Source organism: Psychrobacter sp. 28M-43 (genome assembly GCF_014770435.1).
Lineage (GTDB): Bacteria > Pseudomonadota > Gammaproteobacteria > Pseudomonadales > Moraxellaceae > Psychrobacter.
Genome location: NZ_CP061739.1, coordinates 2,648,924 through 2,664,398, shown reverse-complemented (window position 1 = coordinate 2,664,398; position 15,475 = coordinate 2,648,924). Strand labels below are relative to the sequence as shown.

Here is a 15,475-nt window from a genome sequence, read left to right as displayed (position 1 = left end):
CTGGAATCGTCTCCACCTTTCAGCAATATTTTATTAGACCAATTCCTCAAAAAATATCTGCTGTGCCAAACGAAAGGTATTGCAGTGCGCTTCGACCACATCTTCGATATCTTCTGAGTAGCCGCCACCCATCACGATAGCGACAGGGGTATTGGCGGCTTTTGCTTGCTGCAGAACATATTCATCACGCGCCTTGCATCCTGCTTGTGTCAAACCAAGTTTGCCGAGCTTATCGGTAGCGAGCACGTCGACAGCAGACTGATAAAAAACCATATCTGGCGCAACTTCAGCGATTAAGCGTGGCAGCGTATCTTCTAGTATCTGTAAATACTCAGCATCACCGGTATCATTGTCTAGCTCAATATCTAAGTCTGATACTTGCTTACGAAACGGGTAGTTCTTTGCACCATGCATGCTAAAGACAAAAACGCGTGGCTCATCTGCCATGATACTGGCGTTGCCATTGCCTTGATGAACATCCAAATCGATAACTAAGATTTTCTTTGCCTGTCCACGATTTAATAGTAAGTTGCTAGCGATACAAACATCATTAAATACGCAAAACCCTTCTCCATGACCAGCAAAAGAGTGATGGGTGCCGCCTGCAACATTCATAGCCACGCCATATTGCTGAGCATATAGCGCGCACTCATACGTTGCATGAGCAATATAACGACCGCGCTCTACCAACTGCGGCGTCATCTCAAATCCGATAGCACGAGCAGCCTTGCGCGGCAGTGTTTGGGTTTTAAGCTGATACCAGTACTCTGCGGTATGCGTGGTCAAAATCTCATCTTCACTCAAGCGAGCAGGGGCAAAGAAGTTATCTTGGCTGATAGTGCCTTCTGCCAGTAGACGCTCAGGAATCATAATGTACTTTTGCATGGGGAAGCGGTGCTTTTCTGGTACGGAATAGCGAAAGACGTCAGAGTAGGCAATTTTTAGCATAAGATTTCTAGCTTAGTATTGATGGTTTTTTGGATAGAAGAATAAAGGGATAAGTATCAGCTATCGTAGATTATGGCTTGATTGAAAAACCAGTTCATCGAATGAACTGAACTATTGAACAAACTGAGTTATCGAACGGACTGAACTATTGAACAAACTGAGTCGGTAAAAAGAATGTCCGCGCGTCTGACTGTTGACGTAGCTCGACAAGTAGCGTTTGCATGTCTTCGGCAGGGTCTTGATTATTAACCAAGTTGCCAAAAAGCTCGTTGGCGACCGTAGTCATCGCAACCACGCTTTGTAGTAAATGCTCAATAATCTCATTATCTATACCGACTGCTTCGACATCGATAGCATTTTTGTAGCGTATCTCACCATCGTTGACATCCATCTCTAGATTACCGACTAGCATGTCATAGTTGATTTGGGTGATGAGTAGCATCGCGGCACTTTGATGAGTTTCTGGTATCAAAAATGGCAAGATGCCGTAGATGGCTAATAGTTTGTTTTTTTCTTGCACCCGAAACAGATAGCCACAGTTTATTTGCTTATGACGCATTCTCAAGGATAAATGATGCGATTTTTGGCTGTCGTTGGTTTTGGGTCGATAATGCGTGTAGTGCCATTGTTTGTCATTGAAGTATTGCTTTAAGCAGTCGACGATAGGCGTGTCACTTTGGTTTTGAGGTTCTGTATTTGCGCTATCGGTTTTTAAGTTATCGGTTTTGAGTTGAGATGTATTTGTTTGCGCTTGTGCTTGCGCTTGTGATTGAGGGTTATCCTGTTCGCTGCCTTGATTCGCCTCTAATTCAAGAGAGATATCAGCCGATATATTTTTTGTATTATTAATCTCGCTGTCAGCAAGTGATGCACGCCCTTGCTCGCTTGCAGCATCGACGACTGACTGCGGTGCGGAAGCAGTCAGTAACCGTTTGATTTTTTGCCACAAGCTGAGTTTATTGCGTTGACTCATAATAGTATGCTGACAAGTAAGGGTTATAAATTAATCGTGAGTGAATGCCAAACCTTCTTTGATAGCAGGCTGTGCATAGAACGCTGCTAGCATTTCACGAATATGAGCCGTCAACCAAGGCGTCTCAAGAGCATCATACACGATAGGCAGTAGTGTAGTGCTACACTGTTTCATGGCCGCTTCGTCAATGTGCAAACTCGCTGCGATGGTCGCCATCGTGTCAGACTGATGATTGGCATACCAAGTGTCGATGCTTGCCGAAACTAAGCTGTGCAGATATGGTGACAGTCGCAGGCGGTTGTAGCTTTGTTGGATACTGGCTTCGATATGGTCAATGCTACTATTATCAGGCTCATCGCTTAAGTAGGTTTGTAGCTCGCTAATCGGTTGGTCTTTGATGCGATCCCAGCCCATTACCATCAGGCGTGCCACTTCTTCATTTGATAAGTGTTCTTGGGCATTGGCTTCGGCTTTGCGCGTCAAATCTTTGATATTGCGATGCAAGTAGGTTTGCAGTTTTTCATCGAGGTTTCTGTTGGTCGCCTTTTCGAAAGAGCTACGCCCAAGCTTCATCAATTTACCAACGCCACCTGCTTTATCAAGCGTGCTTTCCATAAAGTCGTTGATAGCGTGATAGAGTGTTTGGGTCAATAAATCTGCAAAGGTTTCGTTACCGACCAGCGTATGAATCAATATGTTGCGCTGCTGCTCATGGCTACCGATATAGTTGGCCAGCGTTTCAACTTGGGCATCATCGACCAGCTCAGACAAAGGCACGTTGTCATTGACTGGGTGATAAATAATGGTGTGCAAAATATCACGGATATCGGTACGCATCACCTCAGTCATCTGCTGATTTAACAGCCAGTCTTTCATCAGCTGCTGTAAATGGTCACAGGTAATATATTTGCTTAAAGGCTGCGCACCAAACCATTGCCAACCTTCCATCGCTAGTGGCTCAGCTTGATTGTGCAACCACTGCTGCATAAAGTTAACTTGAGCTTCAATCAAGCTATCTACTGTCAAACGGCTGGCTGATGGCTCTTTTGACAAGTTAGTGTCTGCGTTGTCATTTTTAGTCTCTGCAGCAGTATTAGGTTTTTGGCTATCTGGTGAAGTCGGCATAGGTTTTAAAGTCATATTTTAAAGTCGTAATTTTTTGAGGTTGTACTTTTTGAAGTCAGAGTAATCGACAATTTGTTATACTGTGTGTTTGTAGCGAGCATAGGGTATTATGCCACGAACATTGCCTTTGTTTGTGATGAATATTGATTGCTGCTTGATAAATAACCAGAGGTTTTGATGACGGTTTTGGATACGCTTTTACTTGCACTTGAGGAGCTGACGGTTCAGCGCGGTGAGATACCGCTGTGCGAAGGAGTTGCGTTGCAGCTATCTGCAGGTAGTATTTGCCATCTAATCGGGGCAAATGGGACGGGAAAGACCACGTTACTCATGCAGTTGGCTGGATTGTTACCTGTTTTGTCAGGTGAAGTTACTTATCAAGGACAATCGTGCCTGCCCATCCAGCCTTTATATGTCTCGCACAAGTTAGGCATTCATCCGAATCTGACAGTGGCACAAAACCTGACGTTTCTACTGAACTTATATGGCATCACGCCAAGCGCTGCTGATATTGACGATGCACTCACATGGGTTGGGCTACAAGGGTTTGAAACGATCAGCTCAAGTCATCTGTCCGCTGGGCAAACGCGGCGCATCACGTTGGCGCGATTGTACCTACTAACTCCTGATGTGACACCGCTCTGGTTACTTGATGAGCCTTTCACTGCGCTAGATGTCGATATGGTGGCACGTATGGAAGCGCGGTTATGCGATTTTGCACAGGCTGGCGGGTCGATACTAATGACCAGCCATCAAACAGTCGGTGTCGCCAATCAAGTGCTCGATTTGTCAGATTACATGGTATAAGTTTGATTGATATCAGTACCATTAATATATGTGCAAGGTCAAATAATGACAGACAGTCCAATACAAGTAGGGTCAGTAGCAGCCATGAATAAAAGTCCAAATGCTATTGTCGCAGTGCCTCGCAGTATTGGCTTCCTGCAGCTATGGCGGCGCGAATGGCAAGTCAAGCAGCAAGGAGCGGTGCAATGGTTGTATCCATTAGTATTGTTCTTAGTGATTATTACTTTGTTTCCGCTGGCAGTCGGTAGTGAGCCTGCGCTATTGCAGCGTCTGGGCGTATCAGCAGTGTGGATTGCTGCGTTGCTGTCATTGGTAATGGGCGTTGATGGATTATTCAAGCCTGCGCTTGATAATGGTACGCTTGCGCAATTGGTCGTGGCCAAAGCGTCACTACCGCTATGGGTGCTGATTAGACTGGTCATTCATTGGATTTTTAGCAGTGGTATTGTGGCAGCGCTTAGCTTGCTTGCCGTGCCTTTATTTCAGCTTAGTTGGTTTGAAGCGTGGATATTAATGGCTTCTATCGTGACAGGTAGCCCAATGCTCCTAATGCTATCCGCGATTGCCAGTAGCTTGACGCTATCGTTAAAGAATGGGGCAGTATTGGTGCCTTTGATTGCTTTACCGATGCAGTTGCCAGTATTGATTTTTGCTACAGGTGCGGTTGATTTATTTGCCTCTGGGCTGAACGGTTTGCCTATTCTAGCCTTATTACTAGCAGGAAGTATTGTTTCTGTCCTAGTTATGCCATGGGTGATTGCTACAACTTTAAAAATGTCATGGCTTAATTAAACGATTTGCTTGTTGCAATCCTAAAGTCCAGTTGTCGAAATTTGATTAACTAAACCCAGTTATCTAAACCTGGCCATCTAAATCCAGTCATCGAAATTTAGTTATCTGCATCACATGTATTAACATCGTGGTGAAAACTGGCAATTTTGCTATAATAGTCAATTGAATACGTAAACAGCTCTTTGTAGATTCTATCCAGTGTTTAACGCCAGCAGGTGAGTTGATAGTGGTGCTTTGGTAGACCGCATCATTTATAGCCAGTAAGCTGTGTAATAGGTTTCTTCCCATGCCCAACCTGAATAACGTCTCATCCCCTAGCTTGTGGCAGCGCATTTGGCAGGGTTTCTTGACCACTGTGGGTACCAAGCAGTTTTTTCGTATCTTTAGCCCTTGGGTTAAGTGGTTAGCGATATTGGCCAGTCTCTGTTTGCTCATTGGTAGCGTATGGGGCCTCGCTTTTGCGCCGCCTGATTATCTTCAGGGCAATAGCTATCGCATTATCTTTATCCATGTTCCAGCGGCCAGTCTTGCCATTTCTATCTATTTTTCTCTCGCAGTCTTGGGGGTGATCTATTTGGTATGGAAGATTAAGACGGCCAGTTTGGTCGCGCAGGCACTTGCCCCAATGGGCTTTTTGCTATGTGTCATTAGTTTGCTTACCGGCTCTATCTGGGCAAAGCCAACATGGGGTACTTACTGGGTATGGGACGCACGCCTTACGTCAATGTTGATATTAGCGTTTCTATACGCGGGCGTGATGGCACTGTTTGCTGCTTTTGAGCATACGGCCAATCGCGGTAAAGCGGCCGCTATTTTATCTATTGTGGGTGCAGTGAACCTACCTATTATCAAGTACTCAGTAGAGTGGTGGAATACCTTGCATCAAGGCGCGACCTTTAGTTTGACAGCCGCGCCGAAGATGTCGGCAGATATGTGGATGCCTTTGCTACTGATGATTATTGGCAGCTATTTACTGGTTGCGACATTAGCGATTTATCGTACCAACACGCTGATTTTATACCGTGATCAAGGCAAAGCGTGGGTTAAAGAATACATTCGTGGTCAACACAAATAACGGCTAGGAAAATACTATGCAGCCTTACTTTTATAGCGTATCTGAGTTTTTCGCCATGGGTAAGCATGGGGTTTTTGTGTGGTCGTGCTGGGCGATAACGATCGGCGTGATGTTGGCGTTTATTATCTATAGCCGCAAACAACGACAGTCACTTATTAAACAGCTGACAATCCAGCAAGCGCGACAAGCACAGCGAACCACCAAAACCTCAACGCCTGTAACTAAACAAGCGGAATAAAAATCATCTTAATATCATGGTTTTAGCGTAAGGAGCCGTATCCTTACACTGACAAAAATATGACCTTATAGGCAGTGATGAGGCTTATTGATTTATCTGAAAAATGCTACCATATAGCGATTAGAAGAGTACGATTAGAAAGACATTTTTAGAACGTTTTTCTAATGGTGGTTTCTTCAAATTTTTCTGCTTTATAGATTGATTATGGTTTATAAAACAGTGACTCATTAATGGGGTAGTGGTATGAATGCAGTTCGTCGGAAAAAACTGACGTGGGTTATGTTTACGCTGGCAGGTGCAGCAATAGCAGTTATGTTGGTTATCTATGCCATCGGGCAGCAAACTGACTACTACTTTGATGCAACCGCTATTGCCCAAGGTGAAGCGCCTCAAGACAAACGTATTCGTGCTGGTGGTATGGTGGTTGCCGGTAGTGTGCAGCGTGCAGCAGACAATCCATTAAATGTTGAGTTTGCGATTACTGATTTTCAATCAACCGTGCCAGTGACTTACCAAGGTATTCTGCCAGATTTATTTGCTGAAAACTCAGGTGTCGTGGCCACGGGTAAAATGCAAGGCGATACTTTCGTCGCTGGTGAAGTACTGGCTAAGCATGACGAAAACTATATGCCACCAGAAGTTGCTAAATCTATGAAAGAAAATAATCGCAGCGGAGCGATACCTACTTCTGAACAGTACAATCCTGCTGAGAAGATTCATGAGACCGAAACGCTACAACAGTAATGATTGTGAGTTTTCATACCATATAAAAAAGCCACCGATTATCGGTGGCTTTTTATTGAGCTTTGTTTGGTTAATCAATTAATCGTACTTATTAATCCTGTTAGTCATCCCATACTGGGCTATAGTCAGGATGTTCAATTTTACGACCGTCAGAGCTGGCTAGGTTACCGATTTTTTCTAACTCATCTGCACTTAACTCAACCTTGATGGCATCTAGATTGCCTTGCAGGTGATCAGGGTTAGACGTTTTCGGAATAGCCACACGATACTTGTCTGATAAGATCCATGCTAGTGAAATCTGTGCTGGCGTTACGTTGTGCTTATCTGCAATCTCTTTAATTACTTCGTTATCGAATACATCACCACGCGCTAATGGCGAGTAGGCCTCTAGTAGAATATGATGATTATTCAAAAAGGTCTGCAATGTGTTTTGCTTAATAAAGGGATGAAACTCTACTTGGTTGACGACGATAGGCACATCAGCATATTTCTTGGCTTCAGTGATATTAGCAATATTGAAGTTTGAAACACCAATATGACGCGTCAAGCCTTGCTTTTGTAGTTCACACAGCGCAGGAATGGTCTCAGATAATGGCACGCGGTCATCAGGCCAGTGCAATAGCAACAGATCAACATAGTCTGTACCCAAGTCTTCCAAAGAACGTTTCGCCGCTGCGACCAGTTTTTCTGGCTCAAACTTCATATTATCTGGAAAAATTTTGGTAGTCAAAAAGAACTTATCACGAGCCACGCCTGACTGTCTGATGCCTTCGCCAACTTCTTTTTCATTACCATAAGCCTGAGCAGTATCGATATGCTCATAGCCCATTTCTAACGCTTTTTTGACCACGTCTACGCAATCTTGCCCAGTTGACTGCCAAGTACCTAGCCCTAGAATTGGGATGTTTGCTTGTCCAGCGGTACGAATATTATAGTTTTTAGCGCTCATATTGTTATCCTTATTATGTGTGTCTTATAATTTTCATTAGTTTTAAATGTCATCAATAGTATGGTTTAACGAGTAAATTACTATTGAGCCCGTCCACTATAAGAAAAACCAAGGACAAGTGGAAGCGTGAGTGACGGTTTCCTACAAAGGACAAACAGGCTGTAACGTGATTTTTAATAGTTATTTGATAGTTATTTAATACTCAGTTAGTCATTTAATAACGGTATTGGAAAACAGCACTCCCAAAATTAAAGACAAAAAAACGCCCATCACTCTAATTAATGGGCGTTTCTATTAATCATAACACCTAAAAAACTAGGTACTTTTGATTTAAAGTCTTACTGAGCAGCAGCTTCTGTAGTTTCTGGAGCGTCAGCGCTTTCAGTTTTAGCAGCAGTGTCCATGTGTGCGCTGTGGTCAGTACCCCAGATCTTTGGGTACTTGTAGCCAGGGAACGTTTCATGAGCGTACTTTTTGAAAGCTTCTGAGTTATAAGCGTTGGTCACATCTTCAACCCATTTTTTACCAGTATCAGCAGATTTGATCGCTGACCAGTTTACATAAGCAAAGCTTGGCTCTTGGAACAAGGCTTCGGTCAATTTGATACCAGAGTCAGTAGCATAGTTACCGTTGATAACTGCAAAGTCAACTTCATCACGCGCGCGTGGTAATTGAGCAGCTTCTAGTTCAACGATTTCGATATCGTATTTGCTGTTATCAGCGATATCTGCTTTTGATGCTGTCAATGGATCGATGTTGTCTTTCAATTTGATCCAGCCAAGATCGTTCATCATAACCAAAGCACGTGCAAAGTTACTAGGATCGTTTGGTGCAGAAACACTCATACCTTTGAATGCAGCATCAAGGCTAGTCTTTTTACCTGAGTAAATGCCAAGCGGAGCCGTTGGTACTTGGAATGCTTCTACTAGATCAAGATTGTTTTCTTTTTTGAAATTATCAAGATAAGGCTTGTGCTGGAAGATGTTGATATCCAAATCGCCTTCAGCCAATGCAAGGTTAGGACGGACATAGTCAGTAAAGGCAATCAACTCAACTTCATAACCTTGAGCTTCAAGCGTGCTCTTTACTTGGTTACGAACCATATCAGCAAAATCGCCTTCAGTCGTACCGATAACGATTTTGGTATGATCAGGATCGATATCGCTAGCGGCAGTTTCTGCAGTGGCACCTTCGGTTACTGGCTCTTTAGTCGCTTCTGGCGCTGATGAATTGCTGCAACCAACTAAGACTAAACCTGATACACCAACAGCGGCAAATGCGGTAGCTAACTGACGGCTGATATCTGTTAATTTCATAATATGTCCTTAATAATGAATGGGATTGAGTAAAACGTTTATCGTCTGAACATTAAAAAAGCAACATTATAAATAGTAATGCTGCTTTTGTTGTAAGAGCTGAGATAAGGGTTGAGTGTTGCCAAAAATAAACCTAGTCGCTCGTAAAGTCAAGTATTCTCTAAAGCGGTTTAACGTTTGTCTAAACGATTGGCGAGCCAGTTACCAGAGGCTTGAATCGAGATGACCATGATGGATAGTACAATCACGATAAAAATCATTACCTCGGTTTGATAGCGATAATAGCCATAACGAATGGCCAAATCACCCAAACCGCCACCACCAATCATACCAGCCGCCGCTGAATAAGAGAGCAAGCTGATACAAAGAATAGTGACTGACAATACTAAACCTGAGCGTGCTTCATTAAGTAATACTTTAATAATGGTAAAAGGTCGTGCACCCATAGATTCGGTTGCTTCGATAATACCGCGCGGCACTTCACGCAAATTTTGCTCGACCAAACGCGCAAAATAAAACGAACCAGCGATAGCAAGTACCAATGATGCAGCAATTGGTCCGATACCCGTACCAACGATGGCCTTAGTAAATGGACTCATCGCAATCATCAAAATCACGAAAGGGAAAGCACGCATAAAGTTGGTAATACCGCCAAGCACACCGTACAACGTCTTGTTTTGCAAAAACTGTCGATCACTAGATAAAAACAAGAATACGCCAAACAGTCCACCGATGACGATTGCGACCGTGGTCGAAATACCGAGCATCACAAACGTATCAATAAACGCGCTCACGATCTCTTTGCGTAACACAAGTAGCTTGTCTATAGAGGCGGATAATTCAGTACCAGTTAACATATCTATTTCTCCTGCCTCATTAGTCCTCGACGACTAGGCCTTTGCCAATCGGGGTAGTTGCTTGAATCAGACCATCTCGCACATCCGCAACTTCTAATAGTTGTCCTTGATGCAATAACGCTGCGCGATCACAAAGTCTACGAATAACACTCATCTCATGGGTCACGATGACGATAGTCACGCCAAGTTGCTCATTGATATCGCGCAGACAAGTCAGCAAACTACGGGTCGTTGCAGGATCAAGTGCACTGGTTGGCTCATCGGCCAACAATACTTTTGGACTAGGGGCAATCGCGCGAGCAATACCCACACGCTGTTTTTGTCCGCCTGATAACTGCGCAGGGTAGTGGCCAGCACGATCGGTCAAATCAACAATCGCAAGACAATCCATGACGCGTTTATGAATGTCACGACTTGGATAACCCGAGATTTTTAAGTTAAATGCCACGTTATCAAAGACCGTTTGATTAGACATCAGATTAAACTGCTGAAAAATCATACCGATATTATGACGGGCAATGCGTAGCTCACTAGCAGACAGCGTGGTTAGGTCAGTACCGTCTATCACGACTTGACCCGAATCTGGACGTTCAAGCATGTTAATTAGGCGCAATAAGGTAGATTTACCTGCGCCTGAATAACCCATTAGACCAAAGATTTCGCCTTGTTTGATAGTCAGAGATGTCGGCTCAACAGCGGTAAACCAATGTGGTTTGCCGTCTTTGTCTTTGATTGATCGGTCGCTTAAAAAACTTTTGGTCACATCGTTTAAGACAATCATGTCATTCATGGAGGGCTCAAAATTTAATAAATTTTTTAATGGTTAAGAACGCGTCATCAGGCCTCTTTCAATATGTAAGAAGCTGGTCAAAACGACAACAGTCAATAACCGTATAATAAGGGGCGGTAATATAGCATATTATCGGGCACTTTGGATATGCACATACGTGTCCGGCTTATGATTAATAGCTATTAAGAATAAGCAGTTAAAATAGCAAGTGTGAAGGCGACAGCTCGATAGCTATCTATACAACGATGGGGATTGATTACTCGTGATAGTTGTAATGAGGATCATGATGAATGGGTATAGTCACCAAAAATCTAGTATGACCATTTAGCGTATCTGTAATAATGCGTCCTTGATGGGCGGTAACGATTTGTGAGACTAAAGATAACCCTAATCCAGAGCCTTTGTTTTTTTGCTGTAAACGTACAAATGGACTAAAGACTTCTTCTCGCTTACCTTCGGGAATGCCAGTGCCTTCGTCAATTACCGCCAGTACAGCATATTTTGGTAAAGGACGTTCAGGTTCAGTTTTGGCTTTCTTCATATGCTTAGCAAATAAGCCTTCTTTACGCACGACTGCGCCTGAGTTCTCATTGTTTGAGCTGTTAGATTTGGTATCATCTTTCGTATTATTTGAGCCGTTATTTTTAGTAGCGGTATCAGTAATAGATTTATCTGATTTTTGAGCACTGTTCTCGATGAGAATGTCAGTATTGTCGCTTTCTACATTGTTTATAGAGTTTGTGGATGCTACTTCAACCAAGCCAGTGTTGTTAGTAGTATCAGTGTCGCTAGCAGGCTCAGTAGAATCCGGAACAGCCTTCCAAATAACTTTCTTAATTCTGTCAGTTAATTCACTGGTAAAGCTATAATAGTCAGCAAGTAGTGATGATTCACCAGTAGTAGGTTGGGGTTTGCTAGCATTGTCTATCAAGCTGTCATCTGAAAGGTCGTTATCAATACTGGTGTCATCATCGCTATCGTTATTCTCATTGCTGGCAGCTATGTCTTCACCGTTTTTATAGATAGTCGGCGTTGGTAGATCTGCTATTGAGTCAGTCGTTTCTGATTTATTTTTATCAACCGAACTAGTAGTTTCATGTTTAGCGGTTTGGTGTTCAATTACTTTGGCATCAGCGTTTTCTTCATAATCGTCAAAGTCTAAACTGTTGTAATCGACAAAGCTGCTGCATAGTACTGTTTGTAATAGATAGTCAGGCACAGTTCCGGCTTCTTCTATGCTCTGAACACCATATAGCAATACCGTAACAGGTGGCTTGCCATGTAGCATAGCGTTGGTAAGTAAGTTGCGAATCAAATGAGTCAACATTGATGATTGACCATCTATCACGATGTGCTCACCAATGAGCGTGGCTTCAGGATAGTGCTGACGTTCTTGGTTTACCAAATCGTATAAATCTAAGTTTTCAACTTGCTGTAAGGCATGACCTGCATCCAAACGACTAACCAGTAATATGCTTTCTACTAAGTCATTAAGACCTGACAAGTCTCTATTGATCGCTTGTGCCCGTTTATCGAACTTTGCTTTGGTATCAGTTGGTAGCGCACCAGCTAGCATATCCATCATTTCAATCTGTAGACGAATACGTGTAATCGGTGTGCGTAGCTCATGAGAGGCATGTGCCAGTAGCAAGTTATTGGCATCAATTAAGTGTTCAATTTTTTGTGCTGCTTGGTTGAATCCGCGTGCTAGTGCAGCGATTTCATCATTACCACGCGCATTTACTCGCACCGTAAAATCACCATCACCTAATTGAGTCATTTGCTGGCTTAACTGGTCAATACGCCATGTCATCGTCCGTGCAATCAACCATAGTACACCTGCCATAATAAGCAAAAGTAGTAGCGTACCAGTGAACAAGTTCAAGGCTGCAGAAAGGACAGGTTTTTTAGGCGTTAAACGTGATTCGTATAATAAGGTATAACCTGTACTGCTATACACTTGGGCTTGCTTGGTAGGTGATGTATCTGCAAGTGACGGAAAAACACGTGAGAACAAAGAAGGAGTAGGGGGAAGCTCTAGGGGTAGGTCACTGTTGTCAGTTTGCATGAGCAGCCGACCTTCACTGTCATACAATCCCATTTTTGCTTGCAGTGATTCATCAAAAATATCGAAGCTTTTCTTAACGACAGCCAGCATAAAACGCGACTGTAAACGGTTGTCTTTGCTGATAGAAATATTTAATTCGTGCAAGAATGGATCGATTTGACCCAAAATCTGCGTGGCTAATATCTCTGAGCGAATACCAGCGTCTTTGTCATGGACAAGTTGAGTCAACAGCACCATTGCCACAGCAAATAAAGTAAGTGCCAGCATAACGCTGGCAAATAGTTTGGCAAATACGGAACGAAAACCCAATTGCTGCATTAAACGATCTCTATTATTAAACGCTTGTACCGACTCATGGTATAGAGTTTACACCATGAGTCAGCTAATTAGGCATCCTTTATGATTACACCTGATCAGTGGCAAATTGATAGCCGACGCCGCGTACGGTAATAATACGCTTTGGCTGGCGTGGATTGTCTTCGATCAAAGCACGTAAACGCGAGATATGTACATCAATTGCACGGTCAATATTGTCTGAGCTGTCATCATTTGGCATCGCTTGCCAGAGTTGCTCACGATTCAACACCTTGCCGGAATGAGTGGCAAAGTAGTGTAACAACTGAAACTGATGCGTGGTTAGACGTACTGGTTGGTCATCGATAGTGACTTCATGACTATCAGGGAACACACTCAAACGACCAAAGGTTAAGCTGTCTGATTGGCTATCGGCTTGATTTGGTTGCTCATGACGACGAATAACTGCACGAATACGAGCTAAAAGCTCACGTGGCTCAAAAGGCTTGGCGATATAATCGTCAGCACCCATCTCCAGCCCCAATACGCGATCGGTTGTATCGCCTTTTGCGGTTAGCATAATAATAGGCACTTTATTGGTCATGTTGTTCTTGTTGCCACGAATCTTTTGACATACTTGCATACCGTCCATATCAGGTAGCATAAGATCCAATACAACCAAGTCAATATCGCGCTCTTTGGTGTCTAATAAGTCGAGACCTTCTTGACCAAGACCAGCATGATGCACGTCATAATAGTTCATGGTCAAATAATCGCTGATCAGCTCAGCTAAATCTGGATCGTCTTCAATCAATAAAATCTGCTTACTCATGGGATGTCCTCTAATTGTTATTGTGATTTATAAAAATATAACGTTTTCGGTAATGATGAGCTGTTGGAAATAATAAATAATTAAACTATTAAGCCTCTATGTTTTCAAATATACAGAATAGCGCATAATTAAATGTAATCGTATTTTAATACTCGGATAATGCTATATATAATAGGGCCATATTGCCTAATTATGCTGTTACAAAACAAGAGAAGCTTTGTTAATGTTTCTACGCAATGTAACTGTCAGCATAAGCTATTATGACACAATGACTTTTTTACCTTTAGAATCAACAGGTAAGTCCGCCAAACAAATCAAGCTATCATTGCTCACACCTGCTATCAAATACTGCTGCGTAGTAGGATCGTATTCAACTACTTCAATAGGTTGGCGCGTTAAACGCTGATCTTGTCCGATAATCCAAACATTTGCAGTCAATGGTTGTAGCGGCATATAAGGAGGAGTTTGCAACTCTGTTAGGTCGACGTCATGTAGAGCGCGCTTAGGTACGATAGTGCCAACATCTATTTGACCATAATTGACGCGCCCTGTGACTTTCATATTTGGCAGTAACTTATCACGACTTACTTCGTTGTCGATGACATTAACATAGACCAAGAGCTTTTTGGGCTGACTGGTCGATACCAGTTTGCTGACCTGTCCCGTAAACTTGTCTGAGATACCTTCGGCGGTAAAATTAACTGTCTGACCAACGGAAAGCTGTGGTTTTGCTTGTATAGGCAGGGTAGCCATAAAGTGTAGTTTGGTCTCGTCACTGATCTGTAGTAGAGACGTGCGCGCCCCTAACTGTTGTCCTGCATTAGCAGATAAGCTTTCTACTCGACCCGAAAAGCTGGCATGAATGGTAATCGAATTATACTGCGTATCTTGTTTAGCAGTATTAACGTCTGCACCCTGATTAGTAGAGATATTACTATCAGTATCTATCGCAGAATTTGCTTCTAACGTTTTATCACTCTTACTATCAGTTTTTCTTACAACAGCAATGTCTGCGTCTGGCGCAGCTTGTGCAGAGTTAGCATCAGAGTTTTGCGTATCTTCTTGATTGTTCTGATTAGTATCCCCTGATTCTGAATTACCTTGTTCAGGCTTTTTCAAATCTTCAGCTTTGCTAGCCGTGCCCGTACGTTTAAAGACAAGCAATGGCGTGCCTTTTTCTACCCATTGACCTTCACTAACCAGTGTCTCTTCTATACGAATGGGATGTACCGCAACAAATGTGGTCTGCTTGATAGGTTCGATATTACCTTGTAATCCGAGACTCGGCTGATATCTTGAAGGTTTGATACTCAAGATATGTTCTGGTGTCATTGTGACACTGTCGCTTGTGATGATAAGTGGCGTGTCAGCGGTCTCTTCTTCAGTATCAGTAACGGCTGATTCGTTTATAGGTGACGGCTGACAAGCAGCGATAAATAGCATGCTGAATAAATAGAGGCTTTTTCTTAAGTATTTAGAAGCTGTCATAGCAGTCACCATTGTAATCGTCATATCATTATATAGTGAATTGTAACTCGGTGGAACGACTGTAAAATATTTACTAAACTTAAGAAAGATGATGATCCAAACACTAGGCAGAGTTGAAGTTACATCTTTAATAGATAAGAACAGCTATTGTGATACCAATGAGTTCGAACATAATTTTG

15 protein-coding genes are annotated in these 15,475 nt (G+C 42.8%); 5 read left to right on the top strand and 10 right to left on the bottom strand.

Annotation, left to right across the window (positions count from 1 at the left end):
- Positions 1 to 33: 33 nt before the first annotated feature.
- The 3 genes from IEE84_RS11175 to IEE84_RS11165 all read right to left on the bottom strand — a co-directional run bounded on the left by IEE84_RS11175 (position 34) and on the right by IEE84_RS11165 (position 3,061).
- Positions 34 to 948, bottom strand: coding sequence for a histone deacetylase family protein (locus IEE84_RS11175; RefSeq protein ID WP_191114219.1), 915 nt, complete (start codon positions 946 to 948; stop codon positions 34 to 36).
- Positions 949 to 1,093: 145 nt separating this feature from the next.
- Positions 1,094 to 1,921, bottom strand: a complete 828-nt coding sequence (locus tag IEE84_RS11170; RefSeq protein ID WP_191114218.1) for a type III secretion system chaperone family protein — start codon at positions 1,919 to 1,921, stop codon at positions 1,094 to 1,096.
- Between the two features lie 30 nt (positions 1,922 to 1,951).
- Positions 1,952 to 3,061 carry a hypothetical protein gene (locus IEE84_RS11165; protein ID WP_191114217.1) on the bottom strand — a complete coding sequence of 370 codons (1,110 nt, stop codon included), beginning with the start codon at positions 3,059 to 3,061 and terminating at the stop codon, positions 1,952 to 1,954.
- 162 nt (positions 3,062 to 3,223) lie between these two features.
- Between IEE84_RS11165 and ccmA the strand changes: the two genes are divergently transcribed.
- The 5 genes from ccmA (at position 3,224) to ccmE (ending at position 6,702) form a co-directional block, all read left to right on the top strand.
- Positions 3,224 to 3,853 carry a heme ABC exporter ATP-binding protein CcmA gene (ccmA, locus tag IEE84_RS11160; RefSeq protein WP_191114216.1) on the top strand — a complete coding sequence of 210 codons (630 nt, stop codon included), beginning with the start codon at positions 3,224 to 3,226 and terminating at the stop codon, positions 3,851 to 3,853.
- An 84-nt stretch (positions 3,854 to 3,937) separates the two neighbouring features.
- Positions 3,938 to 4,645: a heme exporter protein CcmB gene (locus IEE84_RS11155; RefSeq protein WP_160023583.1), complete on the top strand. Its 708-nt coding sequence runs from the start codon at positions 3,938 to 3,940 to the stop codon at positions 4,643 to 4,645.
- Positions 4,646 to 4,931: 286 nt separating this feature from the next.
- Entirely contained in the window at positions 4,932 to 5,720 is a 789-nt protein-coding gene (gene ccmC, locus IEE84_RS11150) for a heme ABC transporter permease CcmC (protein WP_057761594.1), read from the top strand.
- A gap of 16 nt (positions 5,721 to 5,736) precedes the next feature.
- Positions 5,737 to 5,958 carry a heme exporter protein CcmD gene (gene ccmD / locus IEE84_RS11145; protein WP_057761592.1) on the top strand — a complete coding sequence of 74 codons (222 nt, stop codon included), beginning with the start codon at positions 5,737 to 5,739 and terminating at the stop codon, positions 5,956 to 5,958.
- 243 nt (positions 5,959 to 6,201) lie between these two features.
- Positions 6,202 to 6,702: a cytochrome c maturation protein CcmE gene (gene ccmE / locus IEE84_RS11140; protein WP_191114215.1), complete on the top strand. Its 501-nt coding sequence runs from the start codon at positions 6,202 to 6,204 to the stop codon at positions 6,700 to 6,702.
- 100 nt (positions 6,703 to 6,802) lie between these two features.
- Here the strand turns inward: ccmE and IEE84_RS11135 are convergent, their stop codons facing one another.
- The 7 genes from IEE84_RS11135 to IEE84_RS11105 all read right to left on the bottom strand — a co-directional run bounded on the left by IEE84_RS11135 (position 6,803) and on the right by IEE84_RS11105 (position 15,296).
- The gene (locus tag IEE84_RS11135; protein ID WP_191114214.1) at positions 6,803 to 7,651 is read right to left on the bottom strand and encodes an aldo/keto reductase; all 849 of its coding nucleotides are present in this window, start codon (positions 7,649 to 7,651) and stop codon (positions 6,803 to 6,805) included.
- 338 nt (positions 7,652 to 7,989) lie between these two features.
- Positions 7,990 to 8,967: a MetQ/NlpA family ABC transporter substrate-binding protein gene (locus tag IEE84_RS11130; RefSeq protein WP_191114213.1), complete on the bottom strand. Its 978-nt coding sequence runs from the start codon at positions 8,965 to 8,967 to the stop codon at positions 7,990 to 7,992.
- A 170-nt stretch (positions 8,968 to 9,137) separates the two neighbouring features.
- Entirely contained in the window at positions 9,138 to 9,824 is a 687-nt protein-coding gene (locus IEE84_RS11125; RefSeq protein ID WP_191114212.1) for a methionine ABC transporter permease, read from the bottom strand.
- 19 nt (positions 9,825 to 9,843) lie between these two features.
- The gene (locus IEE84_RS11120) at positions 9,844 to 10,614 is read right to left on the bottom strand and encodes a methionine ABC transporter ATP-binding protein (protein ID WP_057761581.1); all 771 of its coding nucleotides are present in this window, start codon (positions 10,612 to 10,614) and stop codon (positions 9,844 to 9,846) included.
- A 256-nt stretch (positions 10,615 to 10,870) separates the two neighbouring features.
- Positions 10,871 to 13,000 (bottom strand): ATP-binding protein, encoded by a 2,130-nt coding sequence (locus IEE84_RS11115; RefSeq protein ID WP_191114211.1) that lies wholly within the window; start codon positions 12,998 to 13,000, stop codon positions 10,871 to 10,873.
- Positions 13,001 to 13,085: 85 nt separating this feature from the next.
- Positions 13,086 to 13,808, bottom strand: a complete 723-nt coding sequence (locus IEE84_RS11110; RefSeq protein ID WP_057761578.1) for a response regulator transcription factor — start codon at positions 13,806 to 13,808, stop codon at positions 13,086 to 13,088.
- Positions 13,809 to 14,066: 258 nt separating this feature from the next.
- A complete protein-coding gene (locus IEE84_RS11105; protein ID WP_191114210.1) occupies positions 14,067 to 15,296 on the bottom strand; it encodes an efflux RND transporter periplasmic adaptor subunit in 1,230 nt (409 codons plus the stop codon).
- Positions 15,297 to 15,475 lie beyond the last annotated feature (179 nt).

Coding starts and splice junctions, on each gene's coding strand:
- IEE84_RS11110 (WP_057761578.1), bottom strand. CDS start 13,808: ATGAGTAAGCAGATTTTATTGATTGAAGACGATCCAGATTTAGCTGAG.
- IEE84_RS11155 (WP_160023583.1), top strand. CDS start 3,938: ATGAATAAAAGTCCAAATGCTATTGTCGCAGTGCCTCGCAGTATTGGC.
- IEE84_RS11130 (WP_191114213.1), bottom strand. CDS start 8,967: ATGAAATTAACAGATATCAGCCGTCAGTTAGCTACCGCATTTGCCGCT.
- IEE84_RS11135 (WP_191114214.1), bottom strand. CDS start 7,651: ATGAGCGCTAAAAACTATAATATTCGTACCGCTGGACAAGCAAACATC.
- IEE84_RS11165 (WP_191114217.1), bottom strand. CDS start 3,061: ATGACTTTAAAACCTATGCCGACTTCACCAGATAGCCAAAAACCTAAT.
- ccmA (WP_191114216.1), top strand. CDS start 3,224: ATGACGGTTTTGGATACGCTTTTACTTGCACTTGAGGAGCTGACGGTT.
- IEE84_RS11120 (WP_057761581.1), bottom strand. CDS start 10,614: ATGAATGACATGATTGTCTTAAACGATGTGACCAAAAGTTTTTTAAGC.
- ccmE (WP_191114215.1), top strand. CDS start 6,202: ATGAATGCAGTTCGTCGGAAAAAACTGACGTGGGTTATGTTTACGCTG.
- IEE84_RS11170 (WP_191114218.1), bottom strand. CDS start 1,921: ATGAGTCAACGCAATAAACTCAGCTTGTGGCAAAAAATCAAACGGTTA.
- ccmC (WP_057761594.1), top strand. CDS start 4,932: ATGCCCAACCTGAATAACGTCTCATCCCCTAGCTTGTGGCAGCGCATT.
- IEE84_RS11125 (WP_191114212.1), bottom strand. CDS start 9,824: ATGTTAACTGGTACTGAATTATCCGCCTCTATAGACAAGCTACTTGTG.
- IEE84_RS11175 (WP_191114219.1), bottom strand. CDS start 948: ATGCTAAAAATTGCCTACTCTGACGTCTTTCGCTATTCCGTACCAGAA.
- IEE84_RS11115 (WP_191114211.1), bottom strand. CDS start 13,000: ATGCAGCAATTGGGTTTTCGTTCCGTATTTGCCAAACTATTTGCCAGC.
- ccmD (WP_057761592.1), top strand. CDS start 5,737: ATGCAGCCTTACTTTTATAGCGTATCTGAGTTTTTCGCCATGGGTAAG.
- IEE84_RS11105 (WP_191114210.1), bottom strand. CDS start 15,296: ATGACAGCTTCTAAATACTTAAGAAAAAGCCTCTATTTATTCAGCATG.